The sequence below is a fragment of the Streptomyces sp. NPDC030296 genome (genome assembly GCF_055572815.1).
In genome coordinates this window covers 67535-83718 of sequence record NZ_JBVICQ010000013.1, presented here as the reverse complement: position 1 = coordinate 83718, position 16184 = coordinate 67535, and the positions used below count along the sequence as shown (strand labels likewise).

At 68.5% G+C, this 16184-nt stretch carries 14 protein-coding genes and 1 pseudogene; 1 reads left to right on the top strand and 14 read right to left on the bottom strand.

Annotated elements, in window-relative coordinates:
- Nucleotides 1-62: 62 nt before the first annotated feature.
- From ACZ4Z3_RS32130 to ACZ4Z3_RS32110, 5 genes are read right to left on the bottom strand one after another with little or no spacing between them, the layout of a single operon-like run.
- Nucleotides 63-911, bottom strand: a complete 849-nt coding sequence (locus tag ACZ4Z3_RS32130; RefSeq protein ID WP_468504321.1) for an SMP-30/gluconolactonase/LRE family protein — start codon at nucleotides 909-911, stop codon at nucleotides 63-65.
- The gene (locus ACZ4Z3_RS32125; RefSeq protein ID WP_468504320.1) at nucleotides 908-1951 is read right to left on the bottom strand and encodes an ABC transporter permease; all 1044 of its coding nucleotides are present in this window, start codon (nucleotides 1949-1951) and stop codon (nucleotides 908-910) included. Before ACZ4Z3_RS32125 ends, ACZ4Z3_RS32130 begins: the two co-directional genes overlap by 4 nt.
- Nucleotides 1948-2928 (bottom strand): ABC transporter permease, encoded by a 981-nt coding sequence (locus ACZ4Z3_RS32120; RefSeq protein ID WP_468504319.1) that lies wholly within the window; start codon nucleotides 2926-2928, stop codon nucleotides 1948-1950. The genes ACZ4Z3_RS32125 and ACZ4Z3_RS32120 overlap by 4 nt, the downstream gene beginning before the upstream one ends.
- Complete coding sequence (locus ACZ4Z3_RS32115) at nucleotides 2925-4460, bottom strand: sugar ABC transporter ATP-binding protein (protein ID WP_468504318.1); 1536 nt, start codon at nucleotides 4458-4460, stop codon at nucleotides 2925-2927. Before ACZ4Z3_RS32115 ends, ACZ4Z3_RS32120 begins: the two co-directional genes overlap by 4 nt.
- Entirely contained in the window at nucleotides 4457-5536 is a 1080-nt protein-coding gene (locus ACZ4Z3_RS32110; RefSeq protein WP_468504317.1) for a sugar ABC transporter substrate-binding protein, read from the bottom strand. Before ACZ4Z3_RS32110 ends, ACZ4Z3_RS32115 begins: the two co-directional genes overlap by 4 nt.
- Before the next feature lie 163 nt (nucleotides 5537-5699).
- On the opposite strand from ACZ4Z3_RS32110, the gene ACZ4Z3_RS32105 reads away from it, so the two are divergent.
- Nucleotides 5700-7493, top strand: a complete 1794-nt coding sequence (locus tag ACZ4Z3_RS32105) for a helix-turn-helix domain-containing protein (RefSeq protein ID WP_468504316.1) — start codon at nucleotides 5700-5702, stop codon at nucleotides 7491-7493.
- A gap of 526 nt (nucleotides 7494-8019) precedes the next feature.
- Here the strand turns inward: ACZ4Z3_RS32105 and ACZ4Z3_RS32100 are convergent.
- From ACZ4Z3_RS32100 to ACZ4Z3_RS32060, 9 genes and pseudogenes are all read right to left on the bottom strand, one after another.
- On the bottom strand, nucleotides 8020-8415 hold the full coding sequence (locus ACZ4Z3_RS32100; RefSeq protein WP_468504315.1) for an SRPBCC family protein: 396 nt from the start codon (nucleotides 8413-8415) through the stop codon (nucleotides 8020-8022).
- A gap of 27 nt (nucleotides 8416-8442) precedes the next feature.
- Nucleotides 8443-9902, bottom strand: a pseudogene (locus tag ACZ4Z3_RS32095) (aldehyde dehydrogenase family protein).
- A gap of 75 nt (nucleotides 9903-9977) precedes the next feature.
- A complete protein-coding gene (locus ACZ4Z3_RS32090) occupies nucleotides 9978-10778 on the bottom strand; it encodes an SDR family NAD(P)-dependent oxidoreductase (RefSeq protein ID WP_468504314.1) in 801 nt (266 codons plus the stop codon).
- A 29-nt stretch (nucleotides 10779-10807) separates the two neighbouring features.
- Nucleotides 10808-11656, bottom strand: a complete 849-nt coding sequence (locus ACZ4Z3_RS32085) for a fumarylacetoacetate hydrolase family protein (protein ID WP_468504313.1) — start codon at nucleotides 11654-11656, stop codon at nucleotides 10808-10810.
- Complete coding sequence (locus tag ACZ4Z3_RS32080; RefSeq protein WP_468504312.1) at nucleotides 11653-12525, bottom strand: fumarylacetoacetate hydrolase family protein; 873 nt, start codon at nucleotides 12523-12525, stop codon at nucleotides 11653-11655. Before ACZ4Z3_RS32080 ends, ACZ4Z3_RS32085 begins: the two co-directional genes overlap by 4 nt.
- Nucleotides 12482-12982 (bottom strand): carboxymuconolactone decarboxylase family protein, encoded by a 501-nt coding sequence (locus tag ACZ4Z3_RS32075; protein WP_468504311.1) that lies wholly within the window; start codon nucleotides 12980-12982, stop codon nucleotides 12482-12484. Before ACZ4Z3_RS32075 ends, ACZ4Z3_RS32080 begins: the two co-directional genes overlap by 44 nt.
- Before the next feature lie 209 nt (nucleotides 12983-13191).
- Complete coding sequence (locus tag ACZ4Z3_RS32070; RefSeq protein ID WP_468504310.1) at nucleotides 13192-13674, bottom strand: SDR family NAD(P)-dependent oxidoreductase; 483 nt, start codon at nucleotides 13672-13674, stop codon at nucleotides 13192-13194.
- Nucleotides 13675-13846: 172 nt separating this feature from the next.
- Nucleotides 13847-14494, bottom strand: coding sequence for an MBL fold metallo-hydrolase (locus ACZ4Z3_RS32065; RefSeq protein WP_468504309.1), 648 nt, complete (start codon nucleotides 14492-14494; stop codon nucleotides 13847-13849).
- A gap of 8 nt (nucleotides 14495-14502) precedes the next feature.
- The gene (locus ACZ4Z3_RS32060; RefSeq protein ID WP_468504308.1) at nucleotides 14503-16038 is read right to left on the bottom strand and encodes a carotenoid oxygenase family protein; all 1536 of its coding nucleotides are present in this window, start codon (nucleotides 16036-16038) and stop codon (nucleotides 14503-14505) included.
- Nucleotides 16039-16184 lie beyond the last annotated feature (146 nt).

The following is a 16184-nucleotide window of genomic DNA, read 5'->3' as shown; positions in this document are numbered from 1 at the left end:
CGGATACTCCAGAACACGGCACGGATACATGGGCATCTGGACGGTGATCAGGGATACGAGGGCTACTGTCGGCCGGGGACGGCGACGCGGACGGTCTCGATCCAGCCCTGCCGCTCCTCGGTGTCCGCGGGCTGCCAGCTGTTGGAGGTGAGCAGATAGAGGCTGCGCCCATCGGGGCCGCCGAGTACGCAGTCAGCCGCGCAACGGCCTGGCACGTCGACGATGTCGGTGACCTCGCCGCCGGCCAGGACGCGGATGAAGCGACCGTTCGCGACGCACGAGACCCATACACCACCCTCGACATCGACGCACAGGCCGTCGGGCGTGGAGCCCGCGGGCAGCGGGGCCCACAAACGCTTCCCGCTCAACGCGCCGCCCTCGCCGACGTCGAAGGCAGTCAGACGCGCGGTCCAGGTCTCGGCCACTACGAGGGTCCTGGTGCCGGGGAGGATCACCGACCCGTTGGGGAAGACCATGTCGGAGTCCGCCAGGCACGCCTCCCCCGCTGGCGAGATCGCGAAGAGGGGGCCGTTTTCCTGCGGCGCGCCGGCGTACAGGTCGTAGCCGAAACCTCCGACATATGCGGTGCCGGACTCGTCGACGACCATGTCGTTGATGGGCGCGTCCGTCATCGCGGACAGATCGGCGTAGACACTCTGACTGCCGTCCGGGTCGTGCTTGAGCACGACCCTGCGCAGCATCGAGCTGATCAGTAGTGATCCGTCGGCCAGCCAGCCGAGGCCGGAGGGCTGGTCGTCGATGCGGGTGAAGACTTCCGGCAGTTGGTCGCCGTCCGGGTCGGCACGGAAGATTTCTCCGGTGTGCATGTCGGAGAACCAGAGCCGGCCGTCGTGCCAGCGGCCTCCTTCGGGGAAGCGGAAGCCCGTGTAGAGCCGGGTGGGTGGGGTCACGATGCGGCCTTTCTCGAGTCGGCCGGCCTGGTGAGGCCCGCTGAGCGGAGTGAGTGCAGCCTGACGGAGGATCGGGTCCAGGCCCGGCGTAGACCCGGCGCTTCGACAGCGACGATGAGGAGCAGCAATGCGGCGTAGAAGAGCTGGGCCAGGTAGTCCGGCAGGCCGGCGGCGGTGACGATCTGGGCGAGCAGGGACACCGTCAGTGCCCCGGCCAGGAGGCCGGCGACGCTGCCGCGTCCGCCGGCCAGTGAGACACCGCCGAGCAGCGCGCCGACAGCGGCAAGGATCAGCGGCTGAATTCCAGGATCGGGGTTGGCCGCGCCCAAACTGAAGTTGAGCAGGGTGCCGGAGGCCGCGGCAAGCACACCCGAGGTGGCGAACAGGCCGATGAGGAGGCGGTCGGCGCGTACCCCGGAGACCCGGCTGGCGCGGCGGTCCGATCCGATGGCGCGGATCTCTCGTCCCCAGCGTGAGCAGCCGAGGATCAGGCCGACGACCGCGAAGGCGGCGAGCACGAGCAGGCTTCGGGGCGAAAGGACCACGGCGATCTGCCTGTCGACCCACAGTGTCACCGAGATGTTGTCGTAGGTCTTGCTCAGCCCGCCGGAGATCGCCTTGGTCAGGCCCAGGAGTGCGATGTAGGTCCCCAGGGTGACCGGCATCGAGGGGATGTTGAACCGGGCGACGATGGCGCCTTGGACAGCTCCGATCACTGCGCCGGCCGTGAGGGCGACAGCTGTGCCGATGACCCAGTGTGCGCCGCCGTACTGCACCGCGAGCATGCCACCCAGGGCGTAGGTACCGACGATCGAGAGGTCGAACTCTCCGGCGAACATCGTGAGCCCGAGGCCCAGCACCAGTGGGGCGAGGCGGGCGAAGAACTGCAGTGCGTTGAAGGTGTCGAAGGCCACTAGCGGCTCGCCCGAGTAGAGGGGCAGTGCCAGGTAGGCCAGCAAGGCGATGCCCAGTGCGCTGGTCGGCAGCAGGCGCTGAGGGCTACTCAGGAAGGCCCGGACGAAACGGGTTTGAGGCATCATCGGGCTCCTTTGCGGGACCGGAGGTGGACCACGATTACGATGGCGAGCACGATCAGTCCCTTGACCAGGATCTGTGCCCCGGTGCTGTAGCCGCGCAGCAGCAGGAGGTCGGAGAGGGCGGCGATCAGCACGGCTCCGCACAGTGTGCGAACCGCTGAGCCGCTTCCTCCGGCGATGGGGGTCCCGCCGACGAGGACAGCGGCGATCGCGTCGAACGTCAGGGTGCCTCCGAGGTTGATGTTCGCGGTGGTGTTGAAAGCGCCGCTGAAGGAGGCCGCTACCGCGAACAGGGCGCCGGCCAGAAGCCAGGCGATGGTGATGGTGCGTCCGACGGCAAGGCCGGCCGCAGTGGCCGCGCGCCGGTTCTCGCCGGTGAGATAGAGGGTCCTGCCGAAGCCTGACCGGCGGAGCAGGAGCTCCAGCAGGACGGTGAGGGCCACGAGCACGTAGACACTCAGCGCAATGCCGCCCGGTGTCGCATTGAGGTGGATGTAACCCGCGCCCCGAGGAGCAACCGAGGTTCCTCCGGTGACCCAGGTCGCCACGCCGACCAGGGCGAAGCCGGCAGCAATGGTCAGCACGATGGGGTTGGCCTCGCCGTATCCGACTGCCAGGCCTTGCAGCGCGGTGATGGCCGCGCCGGCGGTGAGCGTGGCCAGCAGTGAGGGACCCAGCCCCCACGACTGGGTCGCGAGGAACACCATGGCGCACACCGAGGCGGTCTCGGAGATCGCGAGGGAGACCGACGTCCCGGCGATCACGATGAGGGTCAGCCCGAGAGCGGCGATGCCGACGAGGCTGGCAGAGGTGAACACCGCGCGTACGTTGTCGAAGGTGTAGAAGCGGTCCGTCGCCGCGCCGAGTACCAGCAGGGCGACGAGAGCGAGGGCGGCGACAGCATCGCTCCAGGCGACGGCGCGCCGGGTGCCACCGATGGCTGTGGCCGCGGTGTCCAGGGGTGTCTGCACAGTGTTCACCGGGCGCCTCCCACCTCGTGCACGGCGGTACCGTGAGTCATCTCGAAGAGCAGCGCGTCCCCGGAGGTCACGCTGTCGTGCAGGGCGACGACCTCGCCCTTGTGGAACGTGACGACGACGTCGGCGAGTTCGACGAGCTCGTCGAGCTCGGTGGACGCGAACAGGACCGTCATCCCGTCGGCCGCGGCTTGGCGGACGAGCCGGTGGATGGCCGCCCGCCCGCCCACGTCCACGCCGCGGGTGGGTTCGTCCAGGAGCAGCACCTTCACGTCCGGACGTCCCAGCGCCCGTGCGACGAAGACCTTCTGCTGGTTGCCACCGCTGAGGTCACCGACCGCGACCCCCAGGCGCTCCCGCAGTCCGCAGGACGCCGCAAGGCGGCGCTCGCATGTCCGCCACGCACGGCTGCGGACCACGCCGGCTCGGGTGAAGGCCGGGATCCTCGTGGCCATGAGGTTCGTACCGACCGGGCGTCGCAGGAACAGGCCCTCCGACTTGCGGTCGTTGGAGGCGAACGCGATGCCGCCACCCGATGCGGCAACGGGATCGCCCGCAGTCAGATACCGTCCTTTGACGCTGACGCGCCCGCGCATCGCCGGCTCAAGACCGGCTATGGCACGCAACACCTCGGAAGCCCCTGAGCCCACCTGGCCGGCCAGGGCGTAGACAGTCCCGGCATGAGCGTCGAGGGACAGGCTCTCGAACCGTCCGGGCACGGCGATCGCGTGGAGCTGCAGAGCCACCTCGCCGGCGTTCGCCGGCCGCTTGGGACTGCTCTCCGGCGTCTCGCCGAGGATGTGCCTGATCAGGCTCTGGACGGTGAGGTTCGCCGTGTCGGCCACGGTCACGACGCGGCCGTCGCGCATGACCGTCACCCGGTCGCACAGCTGGAGCACCTCGCCGAGCCTGTGGGAGACGAAGAGCACGGAGCAGCCGGCGGCGGCTACGCGGCGTACGGCGGCATAGACCCGCTCACTCTCGACATCGCTCAGCGTCGCGGTCGGCTCGTCGAGGATGACCACGCTGGCACGCTGGCCCATGGCCCTGGCGATTTCGACCAGTTGTCGCTCGCCGAGCCCCAGCGAACCGAGTGGCTGGTCGGGGTGCACGTGCGCGAGCCCCATCTCGTCGAGCATGTCGCGAGCGCGAGCTCGTTCCTGCCGGGGCCGGTGAACCCACCCGGCGCCGCGATCGCCGAGAAAGAGGTTCTCGGCCACTGTCAGGGCCGGAACGACGCTGAGCTCCTGGTCGACCAGCGCGATGCCCGCAAGCTGAGCGCTGCCCCTGTTGCGCAGCTCGACGACCTCGCCTGCGATGCTGATGCTGCCGGCGTCAGGGCTCTCCTGTCCCGAGAGCATCTTGACGACCGTGCTCTTGCCTGCGCCGTTGTGCCCGCACAGGGCGTGGACCTCACCGGCCCGGAGCATGAGGTCGGCGCCGTGCACGGCCACCGTGTCGCCGTAGGTCTTGCGCAGGCCGGTGAGGCTCACCAGCGGAGGGCCGGCCGGGGAGTGGTAAGGCCGGGCGCTCATGCGTGGCTGCACTGCGCGGCGTACTGGTCGACGTTGGCTGCGGTGATCCGCTCCTCCTTGACGGTCTGTTTCCGCGGAGGGTTCTCGCCGCTGAGGTAGTCCAGGACGTAGGCCGCCGTCTGGTTCGCGATCGTGCCGGGATCCTCGGTCGCGGTGCCGTAGAGGGTGCCCTGCTTGATCGCGTCGATGCCGGCCTTGAAGCAGTTGCTGCTGGTGACGATCAGGCCGTTCTTCCCACCGACCCTGCAGCCCGCCTGCTGGGCCGAGGCGATGATCGGGAGTGCCATGTAGTCCGCCATGCCGTAGGCAGCCTGGATCCCGCCGCAGCTGCGCTTAGCCAGCAGCTGGGTCGCGATCTGGCCCGAGAGCTTGGGGTCCCAGTTGCCGTCCTGGGTCTCGATCACCTTGTAGCCGGGAGCGGTCGCCATCTCGGCGTTGAAGCCCTTCATGCGATCCTGGGTCACCAGCGAGGAAGCGGTGCCGGTGATGACGACCACGTTGCCGGACTTGCGCCCTTGTGCCTTGAGGCCCTCGATGATGTTCTCGGCAGCGGCCTTGCCGAGTGCGACGTTGTCGCTCACGACCTGAAGCACGTCACCGTCGACCTTCGGATCGGGGCGGCCGTCGAAGACCAGCACCGGCACACCGGCCTGCTTCGCCTTGGCGATCGGAACCGCCATCGACTTCGTGTCGAGCAGTGCGGTCACGATGAGGTCGGGCTTGTCCGCGATCGCCTGGTTGAAGTTCTGCACCGCTGTACCTGGGTCCATGGTGGTCAGGTCCTTCAGCTTGACGTCGGCAGCCTTGAGTCTCTTCTCGAAGACGCTGTTGAAGTAGGCACCCCACTGGTTGGTGTTGCCGTAGCCGATGAAGTGGACGGTCTTTCCCGCGGCGCTGCCGCCGTTCCCCGTGGTGCTGCCCGACGGTCCGGCGGCTGTGGGCGACGAATTGGCGCAACCGGCGGCCAGTGCCGCCATGGCGACCAGGGATCCTGCCAGAGCGATCTTGTTGATCCGCCGGCGGCCGGTCCTTGTGAGGGTGGTCCCGTCTGTGGCCAGGCGCGTTTCAGGCCTCATGTGTCATGTCTCCTCATGGGCACCTCGGTGTGTCTTTCCATGCGTCACGTTAGGTACAGTTCCTTCAGTAGAAGAGGTATGAAAAATCCACTCCTGTGCGCCACGTGGTGCATGTTTCCCACACCACTTGATGACGGTGGTGTGACGGGAGGATGTGAGGGAGATGACGTCGACGGCGTCGCCTTTTCCCGCCGACGAGAGCTCGCAGGCCTATCACCTCCGGCGCAAGCGCGAACTCTCGTCGCTCTATGCGACCGCCAGGTCACTGACTGCGCTGGGTGAGCTTGATGACGTGCTGCGGTCGATCGTGCGCCACGCTCACGGACTCATCGGCACGGACTTCACATACCTGTCCCTGCTCGGCCCTGACAATGCGCTGTCGGTCCGCGCCTCGGAAGGCACCATCTCCGCTGACTTCCTTGCCGCCGGCATTCCTCCGGGCACTGGACTCGGAGGGCAGGTGATCGAGCGGCGCAAGCCGATCTGGGTCAGCAACTACCTCACAGCCGACGAGCTCAATCACGTCCACGAATTCGACGAACTCGTCGCACGAGAAGGCCTGGTCGCGCTGCTAGGGGTGCCCTTGCTCGTCCGCGGCCGGGCGGTCGGTGCCCTGTTCGCCGCCGACCGCTCGGAAAGGTCGTTCAGCTCGGAGGAGATTGCGCTCTTCAGCGCATTCGCAGATCACGCCGCGATCGCACTCGACAATGCTCGTCTGTACGACCAGAGCCGCACCGCCCTCGAGAAACTGCAGGCGGCCTACCGCGTCATCGAAGAGCACGTTGCAACAATCGAACGCTCGCAAGCCGTTCACGAGGCGCTCACCGATGTCGTCCTCACCGGCGGCGGACCGAAGGACGTCGCCCGCCACCTGGCCGATCAGATGGGCGGAGCGGTGATCTTCCTCGGTCGCGACAACACGCTGTTGGCGAGTGCGGGCGTCGACCAGACACTCCATGACAGCGGCAATCCGGCGTGGCCCGGGATCAGGCAAGCCCTCGAGGGCGCGCGTCGCACGGGACGCTGCATGACCCAGCAGGACGCATCCGCCACCTCGCACAGTGTCGCAGTCGTCCAGGCCGGAGACAGCTACCTCGGGGCCCTCGTGTGGAGTCAGCCTGCCAGCCCGAGCCCGGCTGACCTGCGCATGCTCGAGAGAGCCACACACATTGTCGCTCTGATGATCCTCAAGGAGAACGCGGTCGCCGACGCGGCCGAGCGGCTCAGCGGTGAGCTGATGACAGAGCTGCTGGTCAACAGCCCCCATGTCAGCGCAGCGCAGCGGGCACGTACCCGCGCGCGCGGCATCGATGTCGACGCGCTCAACCTCCTCGTGGTCGCCGACTCCACGACGGCTGCCACTGTTGAGCTGTCACGCCAGCTCCATGCATACGCCCAGAACCACGCGGGCCTGGCCGGTGAATACCTCGGCCGGGCCACGATGCTCCTGCATGCCGAGAACGCGGATGAGGCTGTCGCCGACGGACACCGTGCCATACGCCGGCAGCTCGACCGCGACGTCAATCTCATAGGCGAACACGTTCAGGACCGCGACTGGGCCCGCGCATTCGCGACGGCGAGCCGGTGCCTCGACCTCGCACTCGCTCTGGGCAGGACCGACCACGGCGCCACAACAAGTGACTATGCGCTCTACTCGCTCCTCTTCGCCCCGGACCGCATCAACGAACTGGACCGCTTCATCTCAGCCACCATAGGCCCCCTCCTCGCCTACGACGCCCAGCGCTCAACCGACCTCGTCACCACTGCTGTGACCTACTTCGCGAACCGAGGAAGCCTGGCACAGACCGCACGGGCCCTCCAAGTCCATCTCAACACGCTGCTCAAGCGGCTGGACCGCATCGACCTCGTCCTCGGCGACGGCTGGCGGGGGCCGGAGGCGCTCGACACCCAACTCGCGCTCCGTATGCACCAACTGCGCGTCTCCGTGGGCAGTTAGAAGCTGCTGTCTTTCCGAGCTTGGGGACAATGCTTTCGCTGGTCAGGCATAGGATTGGCGACCCGGCGGGACGGGTGGCCTGTTGTCTCCCTTCTGATGTGGTGGTCATGGATGCCGTGCCGTGGGGCTGCTGACAGCACGAGCTCGTCGCTCACCGGCGCGTGGACGAGCTGCGGGAGGAGGCCGACCGAATACAGGCTGAGCCGGCCGTGACGGAGCGGGACCGGAAGGATTGGGCGATCGCTCGCTCAGGGGTGGGCAAGGTGCTTGCCCCGGCGGTCGGGACCGGGCAGGGCCACGGCCAGGCCGACCGGACAGCACCGGCCTCCGACGGGCAGGCCGAGGAGGCACGATCTCTTCCACCGCCCGACCTGTCATCCCAACCGCCGAGATGTCGGTTCAAGTCGGGCGACTTCACTTACTGCCCGGAGAAGCCCACCCCTCACTCGACGTATCTGCGTCACAGGTTGAGCAGATCCCGCTCTCGCTTACAAAACCTGTCCTCCCCGTCCTTGCGCCGGCTGCCTCACGGACAGGTGTCGAAGTACCGGGCTAGGCCCTCGATTCCCGCACTCACGGCCCGCTCGACAATGGGTGCCAGGGCCTCCGGCAAGATCTCCTGGCTGTACACCACTCGTGAGCCTGTCCCGTCCTCCAGCACGTCGAGGGTGCCGAGGTGGAACTCGACGGGCAGCGGCAGGCCCTCGACGAACCGGTACTGGAAGCGCCGCAGTTCGTCGTTCTCCGTCACCACGAGGGACTTCAACTCGCCGTCTGTCGTGCGCAGGTGGCGGTGCTCGTCGTCGAAGCGGGCCTCCTTCACGGCCGGGAACCAGTCCGGGATCTTGCTCACGTCGGTGAGGACGGCCCAGACGGTGTCGGGGTCCTGGGTGACCCGGGTGTCGAAACGGAAGGTCGCCATGGTGCCTCCTCGAAGGGATCGCTGACGTCAGAAGGGATAGTGCGCGTGCTCGGTAGAGAGGGTCACCCAGCGGGTCTGGGAGAAGGACTCGATGCCCCAGCGGCCGCCGAAGCGGCCGTAACCGGAAGCGGCGATACCGCCGAAGGGGGCCTGGGGCTCGTCCGCCACCGTCTGGTCGTTCACGTGCACGATCCCGGTGCGGATACGGCGGGCGACCTTCAGGCCGTGTGTGCCGTTTTCCGTGAGGATGCCGCAGCTGAGGCCGTGCTCGGTCTCGTTGGCCAGGGCGACGGCCTCGTCGTCGTCGGTGAAGGCCCTGATGGCGACGACGGGTCCGAAGGCCTCCGTGTGGTGCAGCTCGGCGTCCTGGGAGAGGTCTGTCACCACGGTCGCCGGATGTACGGCCCCTTGCGGCTCACCGCCCCCGGTGAGGACCCGCGCTCCCTTGCCGACCGCGTCCGTGACCAGGGCGGCGACCCGCCGGGCGGCTGCCTCGTCGACCAGCGGGCCGATGACGGTGCCGGGCAGGCCGGGGTCACCGCTCGGCAGGCGGGTGACCTTCTCGGTGAAGCGCAGGGTGAACTCGTCGGCGAGGGAGGCGTGGACCAGGATCCGGTCGGCGCACATGCAGATCTGGCCGGAGTTCATGAAGGCGGCGAAGGCGGCGGCGTCCACGGCATGGTCGAGGTCGGCGTCCTCCAGGACGATCACCGCGTTCTTGCCGCCGAGTTCGAGCACGGCGGGCTTGAGGTGCTCGGCGGCGAGGGTGCCGATGATCCGGCCGACGCCGGTGGAGCCGGTGAAATTCACGGCGCGGACGCGCGGGTCCGCGATCAGGGTCCTCGCGATGTCGGCGGCGTCGGCCTTGTCGTTGGTGATGACGTTGAGGACGCCGTCAGGCAGTCCCGCGTCCCGGAGGACGTCGGCCACCAGCAGGCCGCACGTGATCGGGGCGTCCTCACTGGCCTTGACCACCACGGTGTTGCCGGCCGCAAGCGCGGCGGCGACGGCCGGGTGCCGAGGATGACGGGCGCGTTCCACGGCGCGAACGCCGCCACCACGCCGAAGGGTTCACGGACGGCGAGGCTGAGGCCGCCCGGGTCCTGGGTGGCCAGTGCCTCCCCGAGCGAGGCCGTGGTAACCGCGGCAGCCTCGCGCAGGATGCCTGCGGCCAGTTGGACGTTGAACAGCGCCCAGCCCCGGGTCGCGCCCACCTCGCCCGCCATCAGCCGCACCACATGGTCGCCGCGCTTTTCCATGATGTCCGCCGCGTCCAGGAAGATCTTCCGTCGGGCGAAGGGAGCGAGGGCGGCCCACTCGGCGAAGGCGGCGTCGGCTGCGTCCACCGCGGCCCGCACGTCCTCGGGGTCGGCGGCGGCGACCGTCGCGTACGGCTCGCCGGTCCAGGGGCTGATGTCCTGGGTGGTCCGGCCGGAGACGGCGGGGGTCTCCTTGCCGCCGATCAGTAGGTTGCGGTGCAGTGGCATGGGGTCGTTTCCCTCTGTGCGGGTCCGGTGTTTCTCTTCGTACGCTCGGTACGTGCTCTGGTGCGGATCCGCGCGTCAGGCGCCGATCATGTTGAAGCCGCCGTCGGCGTTGAGGTAGGCGCCGGTCATGTGGGCGGCGTCGTCGGTGGCGAGGAACAAGGCGGTGCCGGCGAGTTCGGCGGGGCCCGGGATGCGGCGCAGCGGCGTCTTGGCGACCATGTCCTGGCGTCGGCCGGACTGCCAGTCCTCGCGGCCCAGGAGCCGGTCGGTCTCGATGAAGCCGGGGGCGAAGGTGTTCACCCGCACGGTGGGCGCGAAGGCCTGGGCGTAGGACTTGGTGATGCCGAGGATGCCGTACTTGGCGGCGGCGTACTGCGGTGCGCGGGCGCTGCCGCGCACGATCACGGTGGAGCCGATGTTGACGATCGTGCCTTGCCCTTGGTTCAGCATTCTGGAGCCGAACTCGTGGACGCAGAGCATGGTTCCCTTGATGTCGACGGCGAGCACGTGGTCGATGGATTCCTCGGTGACGTCCCGCCAGGACTTCTGCTCGGCGGCCATGTCACCGACGTTGTTGACGAGGACGTCCAGGCGGCCGAGCCGCTCGAAGACCTGCTCGGCCATGCGGATGACGTCGGCATGGAGGGCGATGTCGGCCTGCACGGTGAACGCCTCACCGCCCAGGTCCTTGATCCGGGCTACCGTCTCCTCCGCTCCGGACGCCGAGCTGCGGTAGTGGACGGCGACCCGGGCGCTCTCTTGGGCGGCACGGACGGCGATCTCGGCACCGAAGCCGGTACCGGCGCCGGTCACCAGCACGGCGCGGTCTTCAAAACGGCGGGGCAGTACGCGTGCGGGGCTAGTGTGCTCGGACATGAGTGGCGATCCTTCGGGTCGGGGGGTGTTCAGTAAGCCGGGTCGGTGAAGTGCTGCTGGATCTCGCCGATTCCCTCGATCCGGCTCACCAGGTGGTCGCCCTCGGTGAGGTAGCGCGGAGGGGTGCGGCGGTTGCCGACTCCGGCAGGCGTACCGGTGAAGACGACGTCGCCGGGGAGCAGGGGGAGGACGGCCGAGAGCCGGGCGATCAGTTCGGGGACCGGGAAAATCATGGACTTGGTGCGGTCGTGCTGGACGACCTCGCCGTTGAGCAGCCCGGTGATCTCCAGGTCGTCGGGGTCGTCGAACTCGTCAGGCGTGACGAGGACCGGGCCGGTCGGCCCGAAGCCGGGAAAGGACTTCCCCATGCTGAACTGTGCGGGTGTTCCCTGAAGTTGGGAGACACGCTCTGAGAGGTCCTGTCCGACGGTGAGTCCGGCGACCACGTTCCAGGCGCGCTCCTCGGACACGCGGTGCGCCCGCTGCCCGATCACGGCGACCAGCTCCACCTCCCAGTCGACCTTGCCCTCGGGCAGTTCGACCCTTGCCCGCGGGCCCGTGATGCAGGTCGGGAACTTGGTGAAGACCAGCGGCTCGTCCGGTGGAACGTAGCCGGCCTCGGCGGCGTGCGGGGGGTAGTTGAGGGCGAGGGCGAATACCTGTCGGGGACGGGGCACCGGGGCCTGGAGGTCTGCCGGGTCCACCTCGATGTCGTACGCCTCGGCCGGCAGACCGGCGGCCCAGTCGCGGAAGGACTGCCACTGCTCCAGCAGAGCCATCGGGTCGGTCGACAGCCGCCCCTGTGAGGCCCAGCCGACGTCGGCGGCCCGGTCGCCGCGGACCACGACGGCGCGTCCGCGCAGGACGCCGAGCCTCACCAGTCCACCTTCTGCGGCACGGGGGTGCCGTGGCCCTGCTCCCAGCTGACGATGGGATTGCGCAGCACGCCCAGGCCCTCGACCTCCGCCTCGACGACATCACCCGGCTTCAGATACATCTCCGGGTCGCCGCTGAAGCCGGCGACGCCCTGCACCGTGCCGGTGGTGATCAGGTCGCCCGCGCTGTAGCCCTGCGGGGAGTGGTAGGCGACCAGGTGCGGGATGGACACGGACATGCGGTTGGTGTTCGACTTCTGCCGGACCACGCCGTTGACCCGCAACTCCATGTCGAGGTTCTGCGCGTTTGGGATCTCGTCGGCCGTCACGATGTACGGGCCGAGGGGGCAGAAAGTGTCGATGGCCTTGCAGAAGGAGAAGACGCCTGACTCCATCTCGCGACGCTGGATGTCGCGGGCGGAGATGTCGTTGAAGACGACGTATCCGGCGATGTGGTCGGCCGCGTCGTCCACGCCGAAGAACTTGCCGGGCTTGCCGATGACGACGGCGATCTCCAGCTCGTAGTCCAGTTCGCTGGTGAGGTGCTCGGGGTAGATGACCGGCTCGTCGGGGCCGACGATCGCGTCGACGTTCTGGAAGAAGACGATGCCCTTGTGCATGGGGTGGGACCAGTCGACGTTCTTCGACTCGTCCTCGTGCTCACGGAAGTTGCCGGAGGTGTGGAAGAACTTCTTGGGCACGATCGGCGCCCGCAGCTTCACGTCGTCCAGCGACAGCCGCTCGCCGGTCTCCGTCACCCGACCGTCCCGCTCGAAGTACTGGCGGGTCGAGGCGACCTCGAGGGGGAGGACGAGCCTCTCCTCCAGTTCAAGCCTGCCCACGCGGCCGTCGTCGAAGGTGATCAGTTTCATGATGTCCACTTTCCGTATGTGCGGGTGGGGTGTTGCGGTGGTCCGCCGGTTTCTCCCCGGCGAAGACCCGCAGCTGAAGGGCCAGCAGTGCGTAGTAGCCGACCAGCGTGGTGAGTTCGAAGAGGCCTCGCTCTCCCCATGCGGCCACCGTGTCGTAGTACTCCTTGTCGCTCAGCGCACCATTGCGGAGCAGCGCGGCGATCGCGAGGAGGGCGGCCCGCTCGGCCGGGTCCGGCAGGTCGGGCAGTCCGCCGGCGTGCAGCGCGTCCAACTCGCCTTCCGTCAGGCCGCAGGTGCGGCCGACCGCCTCGTGGGCCTCCCGCTCGAACGTGCTGCCCCAGTGGGCGGCGACGGCCAGGATGGCCATCTCTCGCACACGGTCGGTCAGGACCGACTCGTAGCGCACCGCGGCCCCGACGGCCTGGACGGCAAGCCCGACGGGCGGGCTGAGCAGCATGGCGTTGAACGGGCCGCGCAGCCGGCCCTCGTCGTCGGTGAGGGGAAGGCCTGTGGTCCGGTGGCCCGGGGGCCGCCGGTGACAGCCCGGTAGACCTCGCTCTGCTGCTCGTCCAGCTCGCCGGGCAGCAGTCCGGCCAGACGTGCGGTCATCCGCGCTCCTTCCGAGCGGGCCGGAGATGTCGGGGGAAGTCCGAAGGAGTCGGGGCCTCAGACGAGCGTGCGGCCGCCGTCCACGTAGAGCACCTGTCCGGTGATGTACGAGGCGCGGGCGGAGGTGAGGAACAGCACCGCTCCGACCACGTCCTGCGGCTGTCCCAGGCGCCCGGCGGGGACCAGACCGGTCATCTCCTCACGCATGCCGGGCTTTGCCAGGTACGCGCGGGTCAGCTCGGTCTCGGTGTAGCCCGGGGCGACGGCGTTGACGGTGACGCCGTCGGCGGCCCATTCGCGGGCCATGACCTTCACCAACTGGTCAAGGCCGCCCTTCGACGCCGCGTATGGACCGTGATGGCGGTGGGCGAGCTGGGAGGAGACCGAGGAGAAGAACACCATGCTGCCGTGACCGGCCTCGCGCATGAGCCGGCCGGCTGCACGCCCGGTCCAGAACGCGCTGGACAGGTTCAGGGTCAGGATGCGATCCCACACCTCGTCCGGTGTGTCCACCACGGGACGGCGGTCGTTCGTGCCCACGGCGTGCACCAGCACGTCCAGGCCGCCGAGCTTTCACGCGCAGCCGTGGTGACCACCCGCTCGCACGCCTCGGACGACGTCAGGTCCGCCGTGAGGGTCCGTACGACGGCGGCCGAGCAGGCAGGATCGTCGCGCAGGGCCTTGAGGCGGGCCTCGTCCGCGTCGACGACCGTCAGCCGCGCTCCGGCTTCCGCCAGGCCCCGAACGAGCAGGCGGTGCCCAGTCCTCCGGCCCCGATGAGCATGTTGTCCGCCAGTGCGTTCCCGCTCTCGCTGAGACCACCGTCGTGGATCGACAAAGCACTGCGAGGTTTGACCTCGCGGGCGTAGTCGATGACTTCGCCCGTCTTGGACCACGGGCCGTGCACGGGCAGGAGGAGCGTGTCCACCGGGCGTTCGGGCACGGTGAACGCGTCGCCCGGGTGGAAGACGGTGGCGTCGCCCTCCCCCACGAGGAAGCCGACGTTGGTGACCCGCGGCAGGTCGGGATGGACCACGGCATGCAGTTCTCCGTGCACCTCGACGCCGATGCCCCCGATGTCGAAGGCGTCACCGTCACCGATCACGGTGAGCCGGTCGGCGCCGAGCCCGACGAGCTGGTCCGCCACGGATCGGTTGGCCCAGATCCGCAGGCCGGGATTTGCTTCGGCTGCCGCGCGCAGCACGGGTTCGGCGAAGTGGTCCATGTGCTCGTGCGTCACGAGGACCGCGTCGGCCCCGTCGAGCGCGCTGGGGTCGGAGTAGCTGCCGGGGTCGATGACGATGACGACGCCGTCCTGCTCCAGCCGGACGCAGGCGTGACCGCACCTGGTGAGTCGCATGGGTGTGCTCACTTTCGCAGTTCGCTGTCGGGGACCCAGGTGCCGTGGAAGCCGTACCGGAGCCGGAAGGGGATCTTGACGGTGGCCAGGGGGCCGGCGGCGATGTCCAGGGCGTCGAGGACGACAAGGTCGTGCCGGTGCTGGTCGCGTCGGCCGACGAGCGCCAGCAGGTAGCCCTCGCCCTCGTCCGCGTCGGCCGACTTCGGCACGAACACCGGCTCCTCGGGGGCGGCCTGCTCGCCGGGCGTCCAGAAGACCGTCTCACCCGTGTGGTCGTCGCGGTGGATGAGGGAGTTGAACGGCGGTCCCATCGGGCCCATCTCAACCTTGGGTACGTCGGGGTGCATACCGCCGACCCAGGCGTGCCGGTTCTTCTCCATCAGGACGCGGGGGTCGACGCGGGGCATGTCACCGGGCGAGGCGAGGAGTTGCTCGCTGCGGTAGGTGTCGGTGGCGTCGTCCCAGTGCGGCGCACCGCCGGTGAGGTCGAAGGTCCAGCGGTGCAGGAACGGCGGTTGCTCAGGCAGCAGACCCACGGTGGTCTTCGGGAACTGGGAGAACCAGCCCGTTGTGGTCGTGAAGTGATCGGCGATCAGGGTGTCGCCGTCCGTCCAGGCGTTCAGGGAGTGCGTCTCCATGAGCTGCTCGCTGCGGAACCACCTGATGCCGCTCACACCCTGGTCGCGCGGGATGATCGCGACGTAGGTGCCCTGGTTCGGGTCCCAGACGAAGTACTGTTCCTCGCATCTGAGCTGCTCCGGGTCGGCGACCATGGGCGAGACGGTGAACACGAAGTGGTCCCGGGTGACCAGCCAGTCGTGCACCATCGAGGAGTACGGCACCTCGAAGGTCTGGGAGCGGGTGACCTTGCCGTCGGCGGAGATCTCGTAGATGTGTATCTGCTTGTCCGGCAGACCGCTCGCGTTGTACGCGAAGGCGATCAGCTCGCCGGTGCGCGGGTCGTGCTTGGGGTGTGCGGTGAAGGTGCGGCCGGGGATCTGGCCGGAGAAGTCGTAGACGCCCTTCGTTTCCAGCGTCACCGGGTCCAGCTCGTACGGCAGGGCCGCCTCCTTGAGGGCGAGCAGCTTGCCGGCGTGCCAGATGATCGACGTGTTGGCGTTGCCGTCGTCGATGCCGAGGACGGACGGGTCGTCGGTGTAGGGGTTGCGGTAGGCACCGAACAGCGCCTGGCGGGCCACGCGTTCGAGCTGGAAGCGCTTGGTGCGGACATAGCGCGTCCTGAGGTCGGCGTGGCCGTTGTCGAACCGCACCATGTGGATCATGCCGTCGCCGTTGATGTACACGTCGTTCGGGAACCTCGGCGGGTACTGGGTGTCGGCGGCGGCGCGGTAGAAGGCGCCGTTCAGCTCAGGGGGAATGCGGCCCTCGATCTCCAGGTCGTAGACGTCCGCCTCGATGCGTGAGGGGGCGAAGAAACCCCGGTACTTGGGCGTGTCCGGCCAGGTGATGGTTTCCGGAGGCGGCTGGGTGCCCACGGGCTCCTGCCCGGGTGTCCCGTGGGGCTGCGTCGTTGCAGTGGCCATGGCTCTCTCCCCTGTGGCAAGGTCGGATCAAGCGAAGAACGTGATGGATTCCCGGGTGCTGCGGCGATGCGCTCTGTGGCGCGATTGAGCCTCGTGGCACCGGTTGAAGCGAGCTGATGGGCTCGGGGCTGCCATCATGTCCCTGG